The sequence below is a fragment of the Micromonospora sp. NPDC047730 genome (assembly GCF_043204765.1).
In the GTDB taxonomy this organism is placed as follows: Bacteria; Actinomycetota; Actinomycetes; order Mycobacteriales; family Micromonosporaceae; genus Micromonospora.
This window is the reverse complement of sequence record NZ_JBIDCU010000005.1, coordinates 1-17,689: the sequence shown is the minus strand read 5'-3', so window position 1 is coordinate 17,689 and position 17,689 is coordinate 1. Positions and strand designations below refer to the sequence as shown.

General features: G+C 75.8%; 11 protein-coding genes. 7 read left to right on the top strand and 4 right to left on the bottom strand.

Going from position 1 to position 17,689, the window contains the following annotated elements; translation table 11 throughout:
- Positions 1-43: 43 nt before the first annotated feature.
- Together lgt and ACGF5G_RS14115 are read left to right on the top strand one after the other, a co-directional pair.
- Positions 44-1,201 (top strand): prolipoprotein diacylglyceryl transferase, encoded by a 1,158-nt coding sequence (gene lgt / locus ACGF5G_RS14120; RefSeq protein WP_393262664.1) that lies wholly within the window; start codon positions 44-46, stop codon positions 1,199-1,201.
- Positions 1,202-1,214: 13 nt separating this feature from the next.
- On the top strand, positions 1,215-2,402 hold the full coding sequence (locus ACGF5G_RS14115; RefSeq protein ID WP_393262661.1) for an FAD-dependent oxidoreductase: 1,188 nt from the start codon (positions 1,215-1,217) through the stop codon (positions 2,400-2,402).
- 30 nt (positions 2,403-2,432) lie between these two features.
- Here ACGF5G_RS14115 and ACGF5G_RS14110 read toward each other — a convergent pair whose 3' ends face one another.
- Entirely contained in the window at positions 2,433-3,269 is an 837-nt protein-coding gene (locus ACGF5G_RS14110) for a GNAT family N-acetyltransferase (protein ID WP_393263298.1), read from the bottom strand.
- Between the two features lie 155 nt (positions 3,270-3,424).
- Between ACGF5G_RS14110 and gltB the strand changes: the two genes are divergently transcribed.
- The 5 genes from gltB to ACGF5G_RS14085 all read left to right on the top strand — a co-directional run bounded on the left by gltB (position 3,425) and on the right by ACGF5G_RS14085 (position 14,937).
- On the top strand, positions 3,425-8,119 hold the full coding sequence (gene gltB / locus ACGF5G_RS14105) for a glutamate synthase large subunit (RefSeq protein ID WP_393262658.1): 4,695 nt from the start codon (positions 3,425-3,427) through the stop codon (positions 8,117-8,119).
- Positions 8,112-9,620 carry a glutamate synthase subunit beta gene (locus ACGF5G_RS14100; protein WP_393262655.1) on the top strand — a complete coding sequence of 503 codons (1,509 nt, stop codon included), beginning with the start codon at positions 8,112-8,114 and terminating at the stop codon, positions 9,618-9,620. The genes gltB and ACGF5G_RS14100 overlap by 8 nt, the downstream gene beginning before the upstream one ends.
- Positions 9,621-9,795: 175 nt before the next feature.
- A complete protein-coding gene (locus ACGF5G_RS14095) occupies positions 9,796-11,334 on the top strand; it encodes an MFS transporter (protein WP_393262652.1) in 1,539 nt (512 codons plus the stop codon).
- 125 nt (positions 11,335-11,459) lie between these two features.
- Positions 11,460-14,057 (top strand): FtsK/SpoIIIE domain-containing protein, encoded by a 2,598-nt coding sequence (locus ACGF5G_RS14090; protein ID WP_393262650.1) that lies wholly within the window; start codon positions 11,460-11,462, stop codon positions 14,055-14,057.
- Positions 14,058-14,061: 4 nt separating this feature from the next.
- Positions 14,062-14,937 carry a hypothetical protein gene (locus tag ACGF5G_RS14085; RefSeq protein ID WP_393262648.1) on the top strand — a complete coding sequence of 292 codons (876 nt, stop codon included), beginning with the start codon at positions 14,062-14,064 and terminating at the stop codon, positions 14,935-14,937.
- A gap of 123 nt (positions 14,938-15,060) precedes the next feature.
- Here the strand turns inward: ACGF5G_RS14085 and ACGF5G_RS14080 are convergent, their stop codons facing one another.
- From ACGF5G_RS14080 to ACGF5G_RS14070, 3 genes are read right to left on the bottom strand one after another with little or no spacing between them, the layout of a single operon-like run.
- Positions 15,061-15,507, bottom strand: a complete 447-nt coding sequence (locus ACGF5G_RS14080) for a nitroreductase family deazaflavin-dependent oxidoreductase (protein WP_393262646.1) — start codon at positions 15,505-15,507, stop codon at positions 15,061-15,063.
- Positions 15,508-15,525: 18 nt separating this feature from the next.
- The gene (locus tag ACGF5G_RS14075) at positions 15,526-16,014 is read right to left on the bottom strand and encodes an isochorismatase family protein (protein WP_393262643.1); all 489 of its coding nucleotides are present in this window, start codon (positions 16,012-16,014) and stop codon (positions 15,526-15,528) included.
- A 30-nt stretch (positions 16,015-16,044) separates the two neighbouring features.
- Positions 16,045-17,397 (bottom strand): pentapeptide repeat-containing protein, encoded by a 1,353-nt coding sequence (locus ACGF5G_RS14070; protein ID WP_393262640.1) that lies wholly within the window; start codon positions 17,395-17,397, stop codon positions 16,045-16,047.
- Positions 17,398-17,689: the final 292 nt, after the last annotated feature.

The window sequence follows — 17,689 nt, the reverse complement described above, 5'->3', positions numbered from 1 at the left end:
CGGGGTGCCGCCGGAGGGGCCCACGGCGGTAGCGTGTGCATCCGTGACTCTCGCCTCGCTGTCCCCCCAGGCGGCCCTGCCCAGCCCCAGCACCGCCGTGTGGCAGCTCGGACCGCTGCCGGTCCGGGCGTACGCGCTGTGCATCATCGTCGGCATCGTGGTGGCCTGCTGGGTCACCGAACGGCGGCTGCGCCAGCGCGGCGTGGCCCCCGGCGCGGTCCTGGACATCGCGGTCTGGGCGGTGCCGGCCGGCATCATCGGCGCCCGGATCTACCACGTGATCACCTCGCCGGAGAAGTACTTCGGCACCGGCGGCGACCCGCTGAAGGCGTTCGCCATCTGGGAGGGCGGTCTCGGCATCTGGGGCGCGGTGGCCGGCGGCGCGGTCGGCGCCTGGATCGCCGCCCGCCAGCTCGGCATCCCGTTCGCGGTGGTCGCCGACGCGCTGGCCCCCGGCCTGCCGCTGGCCCAGGCGATCGGCCGGCTCGGCAACTGGTTCAACAACGAGCTGTACGGCGGCCGGACCACCCTCCCGTGGGGCCTGGAGATCCACCGGATGGACCCGGACAACCCCGGCCAGGCGCTGCGGGACGACGCCGGCCGGCCGATCCTCGAGCCGGGGCTCTACCACCCGACGTTCGCGTACGAGCTGCTGTGGAACCTCGGCGTCGCCGCGCTGGTCTTCGTCCTCGACCGCAAGCTGCGCCTCGGCCGCGGGCGGGCGTTCGCCCTCTACGTGATGGGCTACACCGCCGGGCGGTTCTGGATCGAGCTGATGCGCACCGACGAGGCGAACACCATCCTCGGCGTACGCCTGAACGTCTGGACCGCCGGCCTGGTGTTCCTCGGCGCCCTGGTCTACTTCCTGCGGGTGCGCGGGCCCCGCGAGTACCTCGTTCCGGTCGGCGCCGCCGCGACGCCGCCCGTGCCCGCCGACTCCGACGTCTCGCAGGTCGACCTCTCCGCCGCCGAGGCGGGGGCGAAGCCGGCCGCGCCGGAGGGCTACCGGGTGGTCGGCGAGGAGCAGTACCGGCGCTGGCGGGAGACCGGCGAGTTGCCCGCCACGACCGGCGGGGAGACGGCGACCGGCAAGGACGCCGCGAGCGCCGGCGACGGGTCCGCCGAGCCGGACGGTGACGAGGAGAGCTCGGAGGACCGGGCGGGGGCTGCCGGCTCCCGGCCCGCCGACCGCGACAGCTGAGGGGGAGCACCACATGCGTAGCGCGGTGGTGGTGGGGGCCGGCATCGGTGGCCTCGCGGTCGCCGGCGCGCTGGCGCGCTCCGGGTGGCGGGTCACCCTGCTGGAGCGCGCCGACCGGGTCCGCCCCGAGCCGACCGCCGTGGCGCTCTGGCCCAACGGCGTACGCGCGCTGCGCGCCCTCGGTCTCGGCGCCGGCCTGGAGGCGATCGCCACGCCGCTGCCCGACGGCGGGGTACGCCGCCCGGACGGCCACTGGCTGGTGCAGCCCCGGCCGACCCCCGCCGACCGGATGCCGGTGGTGGTGCACCGGGAGGACCTGCACGACGCGCTGATCGCCGGGCTGGGCGACGAGGTCGAGCTGCGCACCGGGGTGACGGTGCGGACGGTCCGCGCCGAGCCCGGCCAACGCCCGTCGGTCGGCGACGGCCGGCACACCGTCGAGGCGGACCTGGTGGTCGCCGCGGACGGCACCGACAGCGAGATCCGCCGGCAGCTCGCCCCGGAGTCCGGGGTGGTCAGCTCCGGCTGCGCCGCGTGGCGGGCGGTGATCCCCTGGTACCGCGCCCCGAAGCTGCCCGCCGACCGGCCCGTCGGCGGCGAGGTGCTCGGCGCCGGGTACCGGTTCGTGTCCGCCTCGCTGGGCGAGCGCGGATCCTCCGGCGCCTCCAGCCGGGGCGGCATCTACTGGGTGGCCACGGCCGCCGGGGCGCCCCGCCCGGAGCCGCCGGAGACCCAGCTGGCCCTGCTGCGCCGCTGGTACGCGGGCTGGCCCGCGCCGATCGCCGAGCTGCTCGACGCCACCGACCCGGCGGACCTGGTGCAGCAGGAGATCCGCGAGCTGCGACCGCTGCCCAGGTCGTACGGTTTCCCGGCCGGCCCGGGCGGGGTGGTGCTGCTCGGCGACGCCGCGCACGCCATGCCGCCGCACCTCGGTCAGGGCGCCTGCCTCGCCTTCGAGGACGCGGCGACCCTCGCCTCGCTGCTGCGCGAGTCCCGACTGCCCGACGCCGTGGTCGCGTACGACCGGGTGCGCCGCCCCCGCGCGGCGACGGTGGTCCGGCAGACCCGCCGGATGTCGGCGGTGCTGAAGGCCCGGGGCCCGCTGGCGCTGCGCGCCCGCGACGCCGCCCTCGGCACGATCACGCCCCGCCTCCTCTCCACTGCCGCCACCACGGCCGCCCAGTGGCGGCCCCCGACCTGACCCGCTCACCCCACCCCGCCGGGGCGGGCGTCAGGGGGTGACGGGGGCGGGCTCGGCGATGCAGGCGGTGCCGACGCGGCGGAAGCCGACGCGGAGGTAGACCCGGGCGATGTCCTCGCTGCCGGCGGAGAGGAAGACCAGGTCGGTGCCGGCGGCGAGCAGCGCGCGGGCCAGCGCGGCCGTGACCGCCGCGCCCAGGCCGCGGCGGCGGGCGGCCGGCAGGGTGGCGATCCCGGCGATCTCGGCCACGTCGTCGACCCGCATCGCCATGCCGCTGGCCAGCGCGCCGTCGGCGGGCGTGCCGACCAGCGCCGACAGTCGCCGACCGTCGGCGATCCGGGCCCGCTCCTCGTCCAGCGCCGCCTCGTCCAACCCGGCCACGGCGGCGTCCCGCTGCGCGGGGCCGGCCTCGCCGCGGTCGGTGCCGGGCGCGGCGAACCCGACGGCGGCGACCGCTCGCTGCGCGGCCACGTCCGCCGCGAAGCCGGGTCCCGCCGGATCGAGCAGCCGCACCGGCACGTCAGTGAGGGTGCCCGGGTCGGGCAGGGCGCCCGGGTCGAGCACCATCAGCGGAGCCTCCAGCACGGACAGGCCCGCCGACCGGGCCACCGCGAGCAGGTCCGGGGTCGTCTCGTGCACCCACTCGAGGGCCTCGGGCAGGCCGAGTTCGCGCTGCCGTTCGCGCACCGCCGCGACGTCGGCCAGCGACGGCGGCTCGGTGGCGTCGAGCCGGGGCCGCGCGTAGAACGGCCAGCCGGCCCCGTTCCGGACGAACAGCACGAGTGCGCCGTGCTCCTCCGTCCGGGCGACGTCCCGGGGCACCGCGTCGTAGAAGCGTTCCAACCGGTCGAACAGGTCCTTCGGCAGGCGATCCACCGGGCGAGACTACACGTCCCACACTCTGGAAGGTGTGATCAATCTGCACTGGCCTTGCGCGCCGGACCCTAACGTAGACTCAATAGACCCCTGAGGGCCGACGTCGTCCCGATCCAGATCCATCCTGAGTGACGACAGGAGGCCCGGTGGCCTTTCCGTACCCTCACCGCAGCCCCCAGCAGGCCCCGCACCTCGGCCCGGGAGCGCCCGCGGCCGGGCTCTACGACCCCGCCCAGGAGCACGACGCCTGCGGTGTGGCCTTCGTGGCGGACCTGCACGGACGGCGCTCGCACGCGGTCGTGGTCAACGGCCTCGACGCGCTCTGCCGACTGGACCACCGGGGAGCCCGTGGCGCGGAACCGAACACCGGCGACGGCGCGGGGATCATGATCCAGGTGCCGGACGCGTTCCTGCGCGCGGTGGTCGACTTCCCGCTGCCGCCCGCCGGAGCGTACGCCACCGGCCTGGTGTTCCTCCCCGACGACGACGCCGCCGAGGCCCGCGCCCGCCGCGTGGTGGAGAAGTACGCGCTGGTCGAGGGGGCCGACCTGCTCGGCTGGCGGGACGTGCCGGTCGACCCGCGCGGCCTCGGCGAGACCGCCCTCGCGGCGATGCCCCGGGTCCGGCAGCTGTTCCTCGCCGCGCACCGGCTCACCGACTCGCCCGCCGGGCCGGCCGGGTCGCCGCTGGGCGGCATCGAGCTGGAGCGGGTGGCGTTCTGCGTGCGCAAGCAGGCCGAGCGGGAGAGCGCCGAGCGGGGAGTGCCGGCGTACTTCCCGTCGCTGTCCGCGCGGACCATGGTCTGGAAGGGCATGCTCACCCCCGACCAGCTCCCCGCGTTCTACCCGGAGCTGACCGACGAGCGGGTGGAGAGCGCGATCGCGCTGGTGCACTCCCGGTTCTCCACCAACACGTTCCCGTCCTGGCCGCTGGCGCACCCGTACCGGCTCATCGCGCACAACGGCGAGATCAACACCATCCGGGGCAACCGGAACTGGATGCAGGCCCGCGAGGCGCTGCTGCGGAGCCCGAACCTCCCCGGCAACGTCCGCCGGGTCTTCCCGGTCTGCACCCCCGCCGCCTCCGACTCGGCGAACTTCGACGAGGTCCTCGAACTGCTGCACCTGGCCGGGCGGAGCCTGCCGCACGCGGTGCTGATGATGATCCCCGAGGCGTGGGAGAACGACCCGGACATGGCCCCCGACAAGCGGGCCTTCTACCGCTTCCACGCGAGCCTCATGGAGCCGTGGGACGGGCCGGCCTCGGTCGCCTTCACCGACGGCGAGATCGTCGGCGCCGTGCTCGACCGCAACGGGTTGCGCCCGGGCCGCTGGTGGCGGACGGACGACGGCCTGGTGGTGCTCGGCAGCGAGGCCGGCGTGCTCGACCTCGACCCCGCCCGGGTGGTCGCCAAGGGCCGCCTCCAGCCGGGGAAGATGTTCCTGGTCGACACCGTCGCCGGGCGGATCGTGCACGACGACGAGATCAAGGCGGAGCTGGCCGCCGCGCAGCCGTACGCCGAGTGGCTGCACGCCGGCCTGATCGAGCTGACCGACCTGCCCCCGCGCGAGCACATCGTCTACACCCACGACTCGGTGCGCCGCCGGCAGCAGACCTTCGGCTACACCGAGGAGGAGCTGAAGATCCTGCTCGCGCCGATGGCGCGGACGGGCGCCGAGCCGCTCGGCTCGATGGGCACCGACACCCCGATCGCCCCGCTGTCCACCCGGCCGCGGCTGCTCTACGACTACTTCCACCAGCTCTTCGCGCAGGTCACCAACCCGCCGCTGGACGCCATCCGCGAGGAGCTGGTGACCAGCCTGGCGTCGACGATCGGCCCGGAGGGCAACCTGCTCGACCCGGGCCCGGCGAGCTGCCGGCAGATCGTGCTGCCGTACCCGGTGATCGACAACGACGAGCTGGCCAAGATCCTCTCCATCGACGAGGACGGCGACCTGCCGGGCTTCAAGGCCGTCCGGGTCTCCGGGCTCTACCGCGTCCGGGAGGGCGGCGCGGGGATCAAGGCCCGGCTGACCGAGATCTGTCGGCACGTCTCCGAGGCGATCGAGGACGGCGTACGCATCCTGGTGCTGTCGGACCGGGACTCCAACGCCGACCTCGCCCCGATCCCGTCGCTGCTGCTCACCGCCGCCGTGCACCAGCACCTGGTCCGCGAGCAGACCCGCACCCAGGTGGCGCTGGTCGTCGAGTCCGGCGACTGCCGCGAGGTGCACCACGCGGCCGTGCTGATCGGCTACGGCGCGGCGGCGGTCAACCCGTACCTGGCCTTCGAGTCGGTGGAGGACATGATCTCCACCGGCGCGCTCGTCGGCGTCGAGCCGGTGAAGGCGGTTCGCAACTACGTCAAGGGCCTCGGCAAGGGTGTCCTGAAGATCATGTCCAAGATGGGCATCTCGACGGTGTCGTCGTACTGCGGGGCGCAGGTCTTCGAGGCCGTCGGGCTGGACTCCCGGCTGGTCGACCGCTACTTCCGTGGCACCCCGAGCAAGATCGGCGGGATCGGGCTGGACGGCATCCACGCCGAGGTCGCCGCCCGGCACGCCGTGGCCTGGCCGGAGCCGGGCGCCGAGTCCTCCGGGCGGCTGGCGGTGGGCGGCGAGTACCAGTGGCGCCGCGAGGGTGAGCTGCACCTGTTCAACCCGGAGACGGTCTTCCTGCTCCAGCACGCCACCCGCAGCCGCCAGTACGACGTCTTCCGCCAGTACACGGCGAAGGTCGACGAGCTGGCCGCGAAGGCCGGCTCGCTGCGCGGGCTGTTCACCCTGCGTACCGGCGTGCGGCCGGCGGTGCCCCTCGACGAGGTCGAGCCGGCCACCGAGATCGTCAAGCGGTTCGCCACCGGCGCCATGTCGTACGGGTCGATCTCGGCGGAGGCGCACGAGACCCTCGCGATCGCCATGAACCGCCTCGGCGGCAAGTCCAACACCGGCGAGGGCGGCGAGGACGTCGAGCGGCTGCACGACCCGGCCCGCCGCTCCGCCGTGAAGCAGATCGCCAGCGGCCGGTTCGGGGTGACCAGCGAATACCTGGTCAACGCCGACGACCTCCAGATCAAGATGGCCCAGGGCGCCAAGCCCGGCGAGGGCGGGCAGCTGCCCGGCAACAAGGTCTGGCCGTGGATCGCCCGCACCCGGCACGCCACGCCGGGCGTCGGCCTGATCTCCCCGCCGCCGCACCACGACATCTACTCCATCGAGGACCTCGCCCAGCTCGTCCACGACCTGAAGTGCGTCAACCCGTCCGCGCGGGTGCACGTCAAGCTCGTCAGCGAGGTCGGCGTCGGCACCGTGGCGGCGGGCGTGGCGAAGCTCAAGGCCGACGTCATCCTGATCTCCGGCCACGACGGCGGCACCGGCGCGTCCCCGCTGAACTCGCTCAAGCACGCCGGCACCCCATGGGAGCTGGGGTTGGCCGAGGCGCAGCAGACGCTGCTGCTCAACAAGCTGCGCGACCGGGTCACCGTGCAGGTCGACGGGCAGCTCAAGACCGGCCGGGACGTGCTGGTCGCGGCGCTGCTCGGCGCCGAGGAGTTCGGCTTCGCCACCGCCCCGCTGATCGTCGAGGGCTGCGTGATGATGCGGGTGTGCCACCTGGACACCTGCCCGGTAGGCATCGCCACCCAGAACCCGGTGCTGCGGGAACGCTTCAACGGCAGGCCGGAGTTCGTGGAGAACTTCTTCCTCTTCCTCGCCGAGGAGGTCCGCGGCTACCTGGCCGAGCTGGGCTTCCGCTCGATCGAGGAGGCCATCGGGCACGCCGAGCTGCTCGACGTCGCCCCGGCGATCGCGCACTGGAAGGCCGGCGGGCTCGACCTGACCCCCGTGCTGCACCTGCCGGAGCTGCCGGCCGGCGCCGCCCGCCGGGGCGTCCGCGCCCAGGACCACGGCCTGGACCTGGCGCTGGACAACGAGCTGATCGCCCTCGCCGGCCCGGCGTTGCGCGACGGCACGCCCGTACGGGTCGAGGTGGCGGTGCGCAACGAGCACCGCAGCGTCGGCGCGATGCTGGGCGGCGAGGTGACCCGCCGCTTCGGCGGAGCCGGCCTGCCCGCCGACACGGTCGAGTTCACGCTGCGCGGCACCGCCGGGCAGTCGTTCGGCGCGTTCCTGCCGCGCGGGGTCACCCTGCGGCTGCACGGCGACGCCAACGACTACGTCGGCAAGGGCCTCTCCGGCGGCCGGCTCATCGTGCGGCCGGACGTCGCCGCCCCCTTCGTCGACGGCGACGCCGCGCCGGGGGAGCGGGCCGAGGACCAGACCATCGCCGGCAACACCATCCTCTACGGCGCCACCGCGGGCGAACTCTTCCTGCGCGGGCGGGTGGGGGAGCGGTTCGCGGTGCGCAACTCCGGCGCGCTGGCCGTCGTCGAGGGCGTCGGCGACCACGGCTGCGAGTACATGACCGGCGGGACCGTGGTGGTGCTGGGGCCGACCGGCCGCAACTTCGCCGCCGGCATGTCCGGCGGGACCGCGTTCGTGTACCGGCTGGACCGTCGCCGGGTCAACGCGGAGCTGGTCGACCTGGCCCCGCTGTCCGAGGAGGAGCAGGCCGTGCTGCACGAGCTGGTGCAGCGGCACTTCGCCGAGACCGACTCGGCGGTCGCCGAGGAGCTGCTCAAGCGCTGGCCGGAGGCGGTGGCGGAGTTCACCGCGGTGGTGCCCCGGGACTACCGCCGGGTGCTGGAGATCATGCGGGCCGCCGAAGCCGCCGGCCGCGACGTCGACGACGCGGTGATGAGCGCGCTCTCCGCGCCCGCCGCGAAGTCCATGCCGACCACGCCCGCCCCGCGGGCGGCGGTCCAGGAGGTGGCCCGTGCCTGACCCGAACGGTTTCCTGCGCTACGACCGGCGGCTGCCGGCGCGCCGCCCGGTGCCGGTGCGGATCAGCGACTGGCGGGAGGTCTACCCGCCGGCCGGCGAGGAGCTGATCCGCGAGCAGGCCACCCGCTGCATGGACTGCGGCATCCCGTTCTGCCACGACGGCTGCCCGCTGGGCAACCGCATCCCCGACTGGAACGACCTGGTCCGCGCGGGCGGCTGGGACGCGGCGGTGGAGTCGCTGCACGCCACCAACAACTTCCCGGAGTTCACCGGCCGGCTCTGCCCGGCGCCCTGCGAGGCGGCCTGCGTGCTCGGCATCGGCGGCGGCCAGCCGGTCACCATCAAGCAGGTCGAGGTGGAGATCGCCGACGCGGCCGTCGCGCGGGGCGGCCTGCTGCCACGCCCGGTGCCCGCGCCGACCGGCCGCTCGGTCGCCGTGGTCGGTTCCGGGCCCGCCGGCCTCGCCGCCGCGCAGCAGCTCGCCCGCGCAGGTCACGCCGTGACGGTGTACGAGCGCGACGACGCGATCGGTGGCCTGCTCCGGTACGGCATCCCCGACTTCAAGCTGGAGAAGGCCCACATCGACCGGCGGCTGGCCCAGCTCGCCGCCGAGGGCGTGCGCTTCCGCACCGGGGTGAACGTCGGCGTCGACGTCACCGCCGAGCAGGTGCGCGCCGAGCACGACGCGGTGCTGCTCGCCTGCGGCGCGTTGCAGGGCCGGGACACCCCGGAGACCCCGGGCCGGCACCTGCGCGGCGTGCACCAGGCGATGGAGCACCTCGTCGCGGCCAACCGGGTGGTCGCCGCGGCGGCCGGCGGCCGGCCCGACACCGCCGTGCTGCCCGACGGCACGCCCATCGACGCGGCCGGGAAGCACGTGGTGATCATCGGTGGCGGCGACACGGCGGCGGACTGCCTCGGCGTGGCGCACCGGCAGGGCACGGCCGGCGTACACCAGCTCGACCTCTACCCGCAGCCGCCGCAGGCCCGCGACGAGGCCCGGGACCCGTGGCCGACCTGGCCGTGGCTCCTGCGCAGCTACCCGGCGCACGAGGAGGGCGGCGAGCGGGTCTTCGCCGTCGCGGTGCAGGAGTTCGTCGACGACGGCACCGGGCAGGTGCGGGCGGTGCGGATCGCCGAGGTGAGCGTGGAGAAGCGGGACGGGCGGCGGATCGTCACCCCGCTGCCCGGCTCGGAGCGGGAGCTGCCGGCCGACCTGGTGCTGTTGGCCATCGGTTTCGAGGGCACCGAGGAGCAGCCGCTGCTCGACCAGTTCGGGGTCGTCCGCAACGCGCGCGGGGCGGTCGACGCCCGGCCGGACTGGCAGACCGCCGTCGATGGCGTCTTCGTCGCCGGTGACATGCACCGGGGCGCCTCGCTGATCGTCTGGGCGATCGCCGAGGGGCGGGCGGCGGCCGCCGCGATCCACGCGTACCTCGGCGGGGTCGGAACGCTCCCGGCCCCGGTGGACCCGGCCCGGCAGCCGCTCGCGGCCCGCTGACCACCCGCTCGGACCCGACGTGGTCCCGGCCTGCGCCTGGCAGGCCGGGGCCACATTGCGTGAGCCGCCTCACGAAAGACGGCAAATCGGTTTAATTGCCGCCAGACTTGGCGGCTGCCGCGCACCGCACCCGGGTTCGGCACCGTCATGTCGCCGTCCCACGGGGGAATCAGTCGTGTTCGCCGCGCTGCGCCACCGGAACTACCGGATCTGGGCCGCCGCCGGGTTCGTGTCCGTCGTCGGGACCTGGATGCAGGTCCTGGGCGTGAACTGGTACGTGCTCGCCGAGACCGGCTCGGCGACGTCGATGGGCTTCACCGTCCTGCTCCAGGCCCTTCCCACCCTGCTGCTCAGCGTCTGGGGCGGGGCGCTGGCCGACCGGCTGCGCGCGAAGCCGCTGCTGATCATCGCCCAGGCGCTCCACGCGGCCCTGGCGGCCGGGCTGGCGCTGGTCGCCGTCACCGGCGTGGGCGGCCTCCCGGCGATCTACGCGATCTCGCTGGTGACCGGCGCGGTCTCGGCCATCGAGGGTCCGGTGATGGGCCGCTGGTGCTCGACCCTGGTGGACCGGGAGAGCCTCGGCAACGCCCTGGCGCTCGGCTCGCTGACCAACTCGGCCGGCCGCATCCTCGGTATGAGCGCCGGCGCCGTCCTGGTCGCCGCCGTCGGCCCCGCGCTGCTCTTCGCGGTCAACGCCGCCAGCTTCGTCGCGGTGGTGGTGGCCCTGTTCGCCGTACGCGAGCGGGAGCTGCACGCGGGGGAGCCGGCGCCGGCCGACGCGGAGCAGGCGGACGGCGGCATCGTCGCCGGCTTCCGCTATCTGCTGCGCCAGCCGGTGGTGCTCGTCGCGCTCGCCCTGTCGTTCGTGCTCGGCAGCCTCGGCCGCAACTACCAGGTGACCATGGCGGCCATGAGCGACGGACCACTGGGCGGCGGTGCCTCCGGCTACGGGTTCCTCTCCACCGTCTTCGCGATCGGCACGGTGCTCGGCGCCCTCGTCGCGGCCCGGCGGCGTGAGCTGGGCTACGGGATCCTGCTCGCGGCCGGCCTGCTGGCCAGCGTGCTGCAGATCGTCGCCGGCCTGGCCCCGGGCACCCTGAGCTTCGCGGCGGTGATCCTGCCGGTCGCCGCCGCGGCCGTGGTCATCGACACCACCGTCGGCGCCCGGGCCCAGCTCGACACCGACTACGCGATGCGGGGCCGGGTGCTGGCCGCGCTGGCGGTCACCGGCTCCGTCTCCGCCGCGGTCGGCGCGCCGCTGCTCGGCTGGCTCTCCGAGCACGCGGGCCCCCGGCAGACCCTCGTGCTGGCCGGGACGGTGACGGCGATCGCCACCGTGGTGGCGGGGATCGGGCTCGACCGACTGCGTGGGCGCCCGCTGCGCCGGCGGGTCGCCCTGGCGCTGGCCGTGCCGGCGGTACGGCGTCCGGTGCGTCGGGTCGCCTCGACGGCGGCCCGCGTCGTCCGGCCGGCGTCGAGCGCGGTGCGGTCCGTCCGGCCCGTCCGGGCCGTCGCCCGGATCGTCCGACCGGCGGGAAGCGACGTGCCGGCCGGCCGCCCCGTGCTGCCCCGGCCGGCCACCGGTCGACCCCGGGCGGGCCGGGAGGCGCACGAATGCGCAGCCTGCGCACCGCGCCGTGGCCGCCGCCGCTCCCACCTGACCGGCACGGCACGCCCGCTCGACCAGCCGGCCGAATGCCCCCGCTCCGGCTGACCCACTGCCCCACCTGTCCACGGTGCAAGGAAGGCCGACGCGCCCGCCTCGCCACTGTCCGGGTGTCGCCCGTGTCCGTTAGGGTCCTTGAGGACCAGGCGGGGCGACGGCGACGGGAGCAGAGGGTGGGCAGGCTCGCGTCGGCGTACGGGCAGGCGGTCGCGGCGCACCGCGCGGCCCGGTCCCACCTCGACACCGCCCGTCGGGCGCTCGCCGGCCACGCCGCCCCGGCCGTCCCGAACGGCGCGGGCGCGCTCGTCGCCCGGCTCGCCGAACTCGGCGGCGCGCTCGCCACCCCGACCCCCGGGGCCACCCCGGTCGCCGTCGCGCCCGTCCCGGTGCGCGTCGGTGAGGCGTCCACTCCCGACGGCGCCTTCCCCGTCCTCGTGCCGCTGGGCGGCGGCCACCACCTCGCGGTCGACGCGGACGCCCGCGACCCCCGGGTGGCCGGCCTGCTGCGGGCGCTCGTGCTGCGGCTGCTCGCCACGGCGCCGCCCGGCGGGGTCCGGGTCGCCGGGATCGACACCGCCGCGCTGGGCGCCACCTTCGGGCCGCTGCGCCCGCTGGTCGACGCTGGCGTGCTCGACCCGCCCGCCACCGGCGAGGCCGAGGTGGCCGCCCTGCTCGACGCCGCGGAACGGCACGCCCGCGCCGCCCGGCACGCCGACCGCCCCGACCAGGAGTTGCTGCTGGTCGTCGCCGCGTCGACGCCGCCGCCCCGCGAGGCGGCCCGGCTCGCCGCGCTCACCCACGCCGGGCCGGCCGCCGCCGTCTGTGTCCTGGTCGCCGGCCAGCCGTCCGCCGCGTCCGCCGACCCGCCGCCGCAGCTCGGCGCCACCACCACGGTCCGGCTGACCGAGCGGTACGCCCACGTCGGCGACCCGCCCGGCGCCCCGTTCAGCGTCGACGGCACCGGCCTGGCGGCCCCCGTGCTGCTCGACGGCGACCCGCCGGCCGCGTCGGTGGCGGCCCTCGCCGCCCATCTCGGCGCCGCCGCCCGGCGCGGCGACGCGGTGGGCTTCGCCGAGCTGCTGCCCGAGCGGCGGTGGGCCGAGTCGGCGGGCAACGGGCTGCGCACCGTGGTCGGCCGCGCCGGCCGGGACCGGGTCACCGTCGCCTTCGACGACGCCACCCCGCACTGGCTCGTCGGTGGGCGCACCGGCGCCGGTAAGACCGTCTTCCTGCTCGACGTGCTCTACGGGCTCGCCGCCCGCTACTCGCCCGCCGAGCTGCAGCTCTACCTGCTCGACTTCAAGGAGGGGGTGAGCTTCACCGAGTTCGTCCCCACCCCCCGCGACCCGTCCTGGCTGCCGCACGCCCGGGCCGTCGGCATCGAGTCCGACCGGGAATACGGCGTTGCCGTCCTGCGGGAGCTGCGCCGCGAGCTGTCGCGGCGGGCCGCCGCGCTCAAGCGGCACGGCGTCACCAAGCTCGCCGACCTGCCCCGTGACACGCCGGTGCCCCGGATCGTGGCGGTGGTCGACGAGTTCCACGTGCTGCTCGCCGGTAACGACGCGCTGGCCCGCGAGTCGGTCGACCTGCTGGAGGAGTTGGCCCGCAAGGGCCGCTCGTACGGCGTGCACCTGGTCCTGGCGAGCCAGAGCATGACCGGCGTCGAGGCGCTCTACGGGCGGGCCGAGGCGATCTTCGGTCAGTTCGCGCTCCGGGTGGCGCTGCCCGGCGGCGGCGGGGTGCTCGACCCGCTGAACGAGGCCGCCCACACCCTGCCCGTCGGTTCGGCCGTGCTCAACACCGCCGCCGGGGCGGTCGGCGCCGACATCGTCGTCCGCTTCCCCGACGCCCACGCCGCCGCGGCCGAGCTGGCCGCGCTGCGGCACGAGCTGTGGCAGGCGCGGCCGGCGGGCGCGCGCCCCCCGTCGGTGTTCAGGGGGTACGAGACCGCGCGCGTCGAGGACGACCCGACCTTCGCCGGGCTGCGCCCGGGCGGGCGCCGCCCGCTCGCCCTGGTCGGCCGGACCGTCGACGTGGACGGCACCTCCGCGCTGTTCATGGTGGACGCCACCCCCGGCCGGCACCTGGCCGTGGTGGGCACCTCCGCCACGGGCGCCGAGGTGCTGCGGGCGGCCACCCTGAGCCTCGCCCGCCAGCACGCCCCGGGCGACGCCCGGTTCCTCCTCGCCCCGCTGGTCGCCGCCGCCGAGCCCGCCGCCGACGACACCACCGCCACCCTGGTCGCCGCCGGTCACGCCGTCGACCGCCTCGACACCGCCGGCCTGCGCCGGCACGTCGCCACCCTCGCCGCCGGGCTGTCGGCCCCCACCGCGGCGTCCGGCCCGACCACCCCGGCCCGGCCGGAGGGCAGTGCCGCGCCGGACACCGGCCGCACCTACCTCGTCGTGTTCGGGATGGACGCCGCCAGCGCCGCGCTCGCCGCCACCGACCCGGAGACGTTCCGCTCCGGCCACGACGACCTGGGGGCGCTGCTGCGCCAGGGCCCCGCGCGGGGCGTGCACCTGCTCGGCTGGTGGCGCGGGCTGCGCCGGCTCGCCGACGACCTCGGCGGCGCGCACAACCGCGACGACGTCGCCTGCCTGGTGGCGCTGAACGTGCCCGGCACCGAGCTCGGGCTGCACCTCGGGGTGCACGACCTCGCGTACGCGCCCCGGCCCGACCGGGCGCTGCTGGTCGACCGGCACGACCAGCGCACCCGGCTCATCGTGCCGTTCGCCCGCGACGGGCACGGCCCGGACGGGGAGGACTGAGGCGGTGTCCGACTACTCCGAGTACGCGGCGCTGGCCCGCCAGCTCGCCGAGCGGCGCCGGGCCGGTGAGCGCGGCGCTGCCGCCGAGGCCGAGCGCCGGCGCAACCTGCACGCCGCCGCGGAGTACCTCCAGCACCGGCTGACCGCCCAGGGGCAGCGCCTCGACCAGCTCGGCCAGGCCATCGGCATCCCGGCCTCCGGCGTGCCCACCGGCCCCGCTTCCACCCCGGCCGCCACCGCACCCGCGGGCCCTGTCACCGCGCCGGCCGGCGACGGGGCGTCGGGTGGCGCACCGGCCGGCGGCGCCGGACCGGAGGCGGGGGAGCCCGCCGGCGCAGCCGGCGCCCCGGGGCGGCCGGTGGTCGGGGCGTATCCCCAGGTCGGGGTGGGGGAGACGAAGCTCGCGCTGCCGCCGGGGGCGGCCCCGGCGGCGGGTGGGGTGCCGGGCCCGCGCCCGGCGGAGGCCGACCCGACCACGGAGCTGGAGCTGGCCCGGCGCTACGCCGACGAGTCCGACCGGCACGGGCAGCAGGCCGAGTTGCTCGCGCAACGCCCCGCGCTGCTGCCGACCTGGTCGCCGGTGGCCCGGGCGCTCGCCGTCTACGCCGGCTGCGCGGCCGTGGCGGCGGTGCTGATGGTGGTGATGGTGCTCGCCTCCGGCGTCGGCCTGGTCGACGGGTTCACCCTGGGCGCCTGGATTTGCGCCGGCCTGCCCGCGCTGTCGTTCTTCGCCGGCTACCTGGTGCTCGGGCGCTGGGGGCGGCCGGCCCTGGTCGTCGGCACCCCGCCCCGCTACGTGCACCTGGGCTTCCTGATCTGCTTCGTCGCCGTGCCGGTCGCCTACGTCGCCTATCTGCTGCTGTTCCGCCTCCTCCGCTGACCGGCCGTCGCTCCGCCGCCAGGCGCCCGGCCGTCGCCAGCGCGCCCGGCCCTCGGGACCGGTGGAACACGGTGGACGTCACCGGCGCCCGGAGACGGCCGTGGTGTTCCACCGGTGGTTCCGTTACGGCGCGACGTCGGAAGGCACCGGCTCGACCACGACGACGGGAATCTCCCGGTCGGTCCCCTGCTGGTAGCGGGCGTAGGTCGGGAAGACGCCGGTCATCACCTGCCACAACCGGGGCCGCTCCTCGGCGGTGGCGGTCCGCGCCCGGCCCCGGAACCGTTCGGCCCCGACCTGCACCTGCACCTCGGGGTCGGCGCAGAGGTTGAGGTACCAGGCCGGGTGTCGCGCCGCACCGCCGTTCGACGCCACCAGCAGGTACCGGTCGCCGTCCCGGCCGTAGATGAGCGCCGTCCGTCGCAGCTTGCCCGTCCGGCGCCCCCGGGTGGTGATCAGCAGGGCGTCGTATCCGTGGAACCTGCCGCCGTCGGCGCCGTCGGTGGCCAGGTAACGCTCCACGTGGCTGGCCACCCAGCCGACCGGACTGTCCTCAATGGTCTCCGCCATCAGAGCAGCGTAGCCGCCTCAGCGGTAGTCGTCGGCGCGTCGGACGGCGCCGAAGCGCGGGAAGATCCGCTCGACGGTGAACTCGTGCTCGTCGGCGGCGAAGCCGGACATCGCGTCGGCCACGAACTCCAACTCGTAGCCGTGGTCGCTGGCCGCGCGGGCCGTCGACTCGACGCCCATCGTGGTCACCAGCCCGGCCAGCACCACGGTGTCGACCCCGCGCCGGCGCAGCTGCTCGTGCAGGTCGGTGCCGTGGAACGCGCCGACGGTGCGCTTGACGACCACGACGTCCCCCGGCTCGACCAGCCCCTCGGCGAAGTCGCTGCCCGGCGGTTGCTCGGTCACCCCGGGCCGCTCGACCCGGACCTGGACCACCGGCCGGCCCTGGGCACGGAACACGGCGGCGAGCCGGCGGCAGCGGTCGAGGACATCCTCGCCACGGTGCGGGGCCAACTCCAGCGCGATGATCCGGGGCATCAGGTCGATGAGCACGAGGGCGGTCGTCACGCGGATGATCATAAAGGCGAGCGGTGCGGATCAGGGGTCGGTGAGCAGCAGCCAGTCGTCGTCGAGCCGTGCGACGGTCGTGCCCTCGGGCCAGACGTGCGGGCCGGCCGTCGCCGCCCGCGCCTGGTCGACCAGGGGAGGCCGGGCGAACGTCGCGCCGTCGAAGGTCGCCGAATCGTGGAAGCGGGCCCGGCCGAAGTTCGCGGCGCCGTCGAAGCGGGCCCGCTCGAACCAGGTCTGGCCGCCGAACTCGGTCCAGCGGAACAGGGCCAGGTCGGCGAAGCGGGCGTGCCGGAATCCGGCGTAGCCGCCGAACGCGGCGTGGTCCATCGAGAGCCCGCGGAGGAAGACCGCCTCGCGGAACGTCGCGCTTCTGGTGAAGCGGGTCCCGTCGAAGCTCGCCGTCCGTCCGACCGTGGTGCCCCGGAGGTACGCCCGCGTGACGGTGGCGTGCCGGCACGACAGGCCGCCGCCGAGGTCGGCGCGGTCGAAGCTGAGGCGGCCGTCGATCCGGGCGTCGTCCAGGACGATCTCGGCGTCGCCGCGCAGGTCGTCGCAGCGTAGGTCGGCGAAGGTGGCGCCGAGGGACAGCCGGCCGCGTACGGTCGCGCCGGCGAGGCTGGTGGTGCCGGCGCAGACCGCGCCGGTGAGGTCCGCGTCGACCAGGGTGCAGCCGGCGGCGTCGAAGCCGTCGAGGCGGGCGCCGGTCAGGTCCAGCGTGACGCCGGGCCAGAAGGCGTCGTCGTCGGCGCGCAGGTGCCGGGTCAACACCCGCTGCGCGGTGCGGCGCACCTCCGCCTCGCCCGCGTCGTCGTCGGCCGCCGGCATCCGCAGGTACGCGCAGAGCACCGCCACGATCGTCGGCCGCTGTGCGGGATTGTCCTGCCCGAGCCGTTCCAGGGCGTGCAGGCCGCCCAGGCGTACCGCCGCCTTGTCGTCGCCGAGTAGTTCGACCGCACGGGTGTAGAGCTCGGTCAGCCGGCGCTCGGCGGCGTCGTGTTCGGCTGCCTCGGCCTGCCGGTCCTGGTGCCGCTGCCCGGCCTCGGCGACCGACTCCGCGTGCGTCTGCGTCCGGTCCCGGTGCGCCTGCTCCTGCGCGGCGACGGCCTCCTGGTGCCGCTGGGCGCGCTCGCTGATCCATTGCCGGCGGGCGGCGAGGAGCAGCGCCAACCCGCCGCCGGTGCCGGCCACCACGGTCAGCCCGGTGCGGATGGCGTCGATGCGCAACGTGGCGCGGGTGTCCGGCTGGGCGGCCCGGTCGGCCTCGTTGAGCAGCCAGTCCAGGACCAGCCAGCCCAGCAGCGCGGCGGCCAGCAGCCCGACGAGCACGAGCCACCAGGGCATCACCCGCAGCGGCTTCTCGTCGGTCGGTGTCTGGCGCACGGGCCCCAGCATGCCACCGGCGCCGGGCCCGCGTGTGCACCGTCCCTCGTGGACGGCGGGCCACCGCGTCGCCGGCGCTCGAAGAACCACGCGAATTGCCGGTTTGCGCTCCCGGCGCGACAAGGGTTACCGGCCCGTAACGGTCTTATTGACGACCGCGAATCACGACCTTCATCATCGTCCCACGATCGATCGGCCCCGTTACCTTTTTGATCGTCCCCAGCCGGGGACTGCTCGGTCGCCCGGCTCGGTATGACTTACTGCCCCTGTCGTGCGGATGATCCGGGGGGTG